Source organism: Spirillospora sp. NPDC049652 (assembly GCF_040675125.1).
Classification (GTDB): Bacteria; Actinomycetota; Actinomycetes; order Streptosporangiales; family Streptosporangiaceae; genus Spirillospora.
The window spans coordinates 1-4583 of record NZ_JBFAOF010000590.1 but is presented as its reverse complement, the minus strand read 5'-3'; the positions used below and the strand labels follow the sequence as shown (position 1 = coordinate 4583).

Genomic DNA, 4583 nt, shown 5'->3' with positions numbered 1-4583 from the left:
GCCCCGGCCGCTGGGCGTCGTCGCGGCGATCACGCCGTGGAACTTCCCGCTGCTGCTGGCCGCGTGGAAGCTCGGCCCGGCGCTGCTGGCGGGCAACACCGTGGTGCTCAAGCCGTCCCCGTACACGCCGCTGTCCAGCCTGCTGCTCGGCGAGGCGCTGCGGGACGTCCTGCCGCCCGGCGTGCTGAACGTGGTGAGCGGCGGCGACGAGCTCGGCGCGTGGATGACCGCGCACCCCGTCCCCCGCAAGATCAGCTTCACGGGCTCGGTGACGACCGGCAAGCGGGTCGCCGCGTCCGCCGCGCCCGACCTCAAGCGCGTCACGCTGGAGCTGGGCGGCAACGACCCGGCGATCCTGCTGGACGACGTGGACCCGGCGGCCGTCGCCGCGAAGCTGTTCGGCGCGGCGTTCACCAACAACGGCCAGGTCTGCTCCGCGGTCAAGCGCGTCTACGCGCCGGAGGCGATCTACGACGACGTCGTGGAGGCGCTGGCCGCGCGGGCGCGCGAGGCGAAGGTCGGCGACGGGGCGGCCGAGGGCGTGGAGTACGGGCCGATCAACAACAGGCCGCAGTACGAGCGGGTGTCGGAGCTGGTCGCCGACGCGATCGCGGGCGGCGCGAAGGCGGCGGCGGGCGGACGTCCGATGGACCGTCCCGGCTACTTCTTCGAGCCGACGATCCTGGCGGGCGCCGAGGACGGCACGCGGATCGTGGACGAGGAGCAGTTCGGCCCGGCGCTGCCGGTGATCGCCTACCGCGACCTGGACGAGGCCGTCGCCCGCGCCAACGGCACCCACTTCGGCCTGTCCGGATCGGTGTGGGGCGGCGACGCCGACCGCGCCGCCGAGGTCGCCGGCCGCCTCGAGTGCGGCACGTCGTGGGTGAACACCCACCTGGCGCTCGCGCCGCACCAGCCGTTCGGCGGCTTCAAGTGGAGCGGCGTCGGTGTGGAGAACGGGCCGTGGGGCCTCAGCGGCTTCACGGAACTCCAGGTCATCCACCGCGCCAGGTCCTGACGCGATCCCCGGCGGGCCGCCCCGCCCCGGCAGGCGGCGGGGCGGCGAACCGAGGCCGGAAAGTGACGCGGCGGCTACTGGCGGCATGACCCCGGGATGGGACACTTTGCGCGGATGCGGCAGAGCACGGATTGAGCGTGGAGGACCCGGATGGACACGTGGGACGTCATGCGCCAGGACGACCTGGGCAACGAGTACCGGGTGGCGAGCTTCGACTCCCGCGTCTCGGCGCTGGCGCGGGCCCTGGTCCTGGAGAGCGGGGTCCCGCACAAGCAGCACTACTGGGTGGCGGGTCCCAAGGGCCCGGCGCTGAGCACCAACCGCGAGCTCTACCTGCACTTCCTGCAGCTCGGGCAGGAGGCGCGGTCGGCGTCGTGGTCCCTGTCGGCGTTCCTGCGGGCGCTGTGGAAGGTGAGCACTCCGCTGCGGGACCGCGACGGCGTCGAGCCGGACGACGTGGCGGCGATGTTCACCGCCGCCACGCTCTCCCCGCCGCCGCCGTTCGACCCCGCGTGGCGCACCAAGGACCTGTCGCTGTCCGGGGACGAGCCGGCCGACCACGCCGACTGGGAGCGCGTGCTGCTGTCCCAGCTCGCCGACCTGGAGGACTTCGCCGAGCAGCCGCCGGGCCCGCGCGCCCGGTTCGGCGTCGAGGCGCCCCGTCCACCGGGCTCGGGCCTCCGCGCGACCCCGGCCCGCTGGTACAACTTCGACCCGGCGACCTATCTGGAGTGCGCCGTGGCGGGCAGCGTCGGAGGCTGGGACGCCGCCGACGGGGCCCGCGTCCCGCTCCCCGACGCCGTCGGCACCGCCGCCCCCCGGTCCTACGTCCGGGACATCACCGCCATGTCGTGGGCCGACCTCGCCCGCATCGCGGTCTGCGGCCAGATGTACCAGTAGTCCCTCCTTCCAGCGGGAACGCCCCTCGTGCGCCGGGACGTCCAGCCCCGGCGGTTGCGGACGCGCCGGCCCGCCCGTCATCGGCGCGAAGAAGATCGGGGCGTCGGCCAACAACCGGGTGACCGACGACCCGGAAGGAAGCCGATGACAGCTCCTCCTGAGGAGGACGAGGTGACGAGCGACGCCGAGCTCGTCGCCTCGTCCCTGCGCAACCCCGAGGGGTTCGCCCTGGTGTACGACCGGTACTTCGACGACGTCCACCGCTACCTCGCGGCGCGGCTCGGCCGGGAGACCGCCGACGACCTCGCCGCCGACACGTTCCTCATCGCCTTCCGCCGCAGGGCCGACTTCGACCCGTCCCGCGGCACGGCCCTGCGGCCCTGGCTGTACGGGATCGCCACCAACCTGGTGTCCCAGCACCGGCGGGCCGAGCAGCGCCGGCTGAAGGCGATGGGCAGGGTCGGCGCGGAGGTGTCCGTCGACGGCCACGAGGAGCGCGCGACCGCGCGGATCGCCGCCGAGACGCTCCGCCCGGACCTGGTGCGGGCCGTGCGCGGCCTGTCCTCGGGCGAGCGGGACGTGGTGTTCCTCTCCGCGGTGGCCGGGCTCGGCTACGAGGAGATCGCCCAGGCGCTGAAGATCCCCAGCGGCACCGTCGGGTCGCGCCTCAGCCGCGCCAAGGCGCGTCTCCGCCGCGCGCTCGCAGACAAGACGACACAGTCCGGGGAGTGCTGATGGACGAGATGACGCTGGTCGAGCAGGTCTTCACCGAGCCGGCCGCCGGCCCGGACGTCGCCGCGGCCGGCCGCGCGCGGCTGCTGGGACTCGCCGGAGGCGCCGAGCCCGGGCCGCGGCGGCGGCGGGCGAGGCCACGGCCGCGCTGGCTGCTCGGCGCGGGGCTGCTGCCCGTGGGCGCGGCGGGGGTCGCGGCGGTGATGCTGGCCGGGCACGGGGCGGCGCCCGCCTCGCGTCCGCCCGATCGGCAGGCCCGGAGCATCCTGCTCGTCGCCGCCGAGAGGACGGCGAGCGCGCCCGCCGCGGGCCGCTACTTCCGCTTCACGACCGAGGAGGGCCAGCAGCACGTCGTCGGCTCGAAGGACCACCCGTACAAGATCGTGACCGCGGCCGTTGAGGAGGAGTGGTACCCGGTGGCGGCGGGCGTCCGGGGCTGGTCCGTACGCCGGGAGCTGGCCGCGCGGCCCCTGACCCCCGTGGACGCCGCCGCCTGGCGTGCGGCGGGCAGCCCGGCGAGGGTCAGGCAGGTGTGCGACGACGACCGGGTCGTCGGCTACCGGGGCGGCGAGGTGAGCTCCGATTCCGCGACGCCGCCGATCCCGGTCAAGCAGCGGTGCGGCTGGTTCAGCATGCGTCCGGGGTCCGTCCGGAGCGCGCCCATGAGCACCGCTCCGGGCATGCCCGGAACTCCCCCGGCCGGTCTGGATGTGGCGAAACTGTCGGACGACACCGCGACCCTGCGGAGGCAACTGCTGGCCTGGACGCGCTCGGGCGGGCTCATGGGCCCGGTGGAGGGCGACTCCGCGCAGCTCTGGACCGCAGCCCTGTACGTCATCGCCGATCCGATCGGCCCGGTGCGGCCGGCGGTGCGGGCGGCGACCTACCGTGTCCTCGCGGACCTCCCGGACGTCCGGTCCCTGGGGACCGTCACCGACCAGAAGGGACGCCGTGGCCAGGCCCTGACGCGGGACGGAAAGAGCTCGGAGGGCATCGGCACCGGCACTTACCGGCTCGTGATCGACCCGGACACCGGAGCGCCGCTGGAGACGACCAGCACCGGCTCCGACTTCATGGAGTACACGTCGGTGCTCGACTTCGGCTACACCGACGAAACCCCGCCCTCCGCCAAGAACTGAGCCCTCGGCGGCTTCGGTGCGGTGCCGTCGCAGCCGCGCCGAAGCCGCCTCCTGGGGTGGGCGTCCGCGAGCGGCGGGTCAGCGGTGGCAGGCCACGTCGGCAGGGGGAAGGGCGCCGGTGGCCAGGTAGGCGTTCACCTTGGCTTCCACGCAGGCGTTGCCGTACTCGCCGTAGATTCCGTGGCCGGTGACGCCGCGCAGGGTGATCAGGCGGGAGCCGGTCAGGGCCCGGTGCATGGCCTGGGCGCCCTTGTAGGTGGTGGCGGTGTCGCCGGTGGCGGACACGATCAGGGCCGGGGTGGCGTTGGCGACGCGCGTGATCGGCTCGCGGGGCTTGACCGGCCAGAAGGCGCAGGGCCAGAGGTTGTTCTTGAGCGGGCCGAAGAGGGGATGCCGGGCGCGGCTGCGCTGGATGTCGTTCCAGTAGGCGGCCGGGTCGCCGGACACGGCACGGTCGCCGCAGGTGATCGCGGCGGCAGGACTGGCGAGCGGGGACCCGGCGCTGGTCAGGGTGAACGCGAGCATCCCGTTGAGTTCGGGTCCGGGCGTGGCCGGGCGGCCGTGCGCGGCCTGGTTCAGGGTCCGGACGGTGGCGGAGAACCCGGCGCGGGCCTCGGGCCGGTCGTCGCCAGAGCCGACATAAAGGATGTAGGGGACGAGCTGGTCGTCCACGCGGTAGGAGCCGACGCGCAGCGGACGGCGTCCGGCGGCCGTCACGATGGAGTTCGCGGTGGCGAGGACGCGGGCGGGCGTCGCGCCGAGGCCGTAGGTGGCGTGGCGCTTCGCAGCCCAGG

At 74.6% G+C, this 4583-nt stretch carries 5 protein-coding genes; 4 read left to right on the top strand and 1 reads right to left on the bottom strand.

The features are described from left to right. The 4 genes from AB0J52_RS28525 to AB0J52_RS28510 form a co-directional block, all read left to right on the top strand. Window positions 1-1018: aldehyde dehydrogenase family protein (locus tag AB0J52_RS28525; protein ID WP_500185564.1), on the top strand; the 1018-nt coding region annotated here is incomplete at its 5' end. 150 nt (window positions 1019-1168) lie between these two features. Continuing rightward, a complete protein-coding gene (locus AB0J52_RS28520; RefSeq protein ID WP_500185562.1) occupies window positions 1169-1918 on the top strand; it encodes a hypothetical protein in 750 nt (249 codons plus the stop codon). Between the two features lie 144 nt (window positions 1919-2062). After that, window positions 2063-2653, top strand: a complete 591-nt coding sequence (locus tag AB0J52_RS28515) for an RNA polymerase sigma factor (RefSeq protein WP_500185560.1) — start codon at window positions 2063-2065, stop codon at window positions 2651-2653. Further along, window positions 2653-3789 carry a CU044_5270 family protein gene (locus AB0J52_RS28510; RefSeq protein WP_500185558.1) on the top strand — a complete coding sequence of 379 codons (1137 nt, stop codon included), beginning with the start codon at window positions 2653-2655 and terminating at the stop codon, window positions 3787-3789. The genes AB0J52_RS28515 and AB0J52_RS28510 overlap by 1 nt, the downstream gene beginning before the upstream one ends. 78 nt (window positions 3790-3867) lie before the next feature. Here AB0J52_RS28510 and AB0J52_RS28505 read toward each other — a convergent pair. After that, window positions 3868-4583: alpha/beta hydrolase (locus AB0J52_RS28505; RefSeq protein WP_500185555.1), on the bottom strand; the 716-nt coding region annotated here is incomplete at its 5' end.

Coding starts and splice junctions, on each gene's coding strand:
- AB0J52_RS28520 (WP_500185562.1), top strand. CDS start 1,169: ATGGACACGTGGGACGTCATGCGCCAGGACGACCTGGGCAACGAGTAC.
- AB0J52_RS28515 (WP_500185560.1), top strand. CDS start 2,063: ATGACAGCTCCTCCTGAGGAGGACGAGGTGACGAGCGACGCCGAGCTC.
- AB0J52_RS28510 (WP_500185558.1), top strand. CDS start 2,653: ATGGACGAGATGACGCTGGTCGAGCAGGTCTTCACCGAGCCGGCCGCC.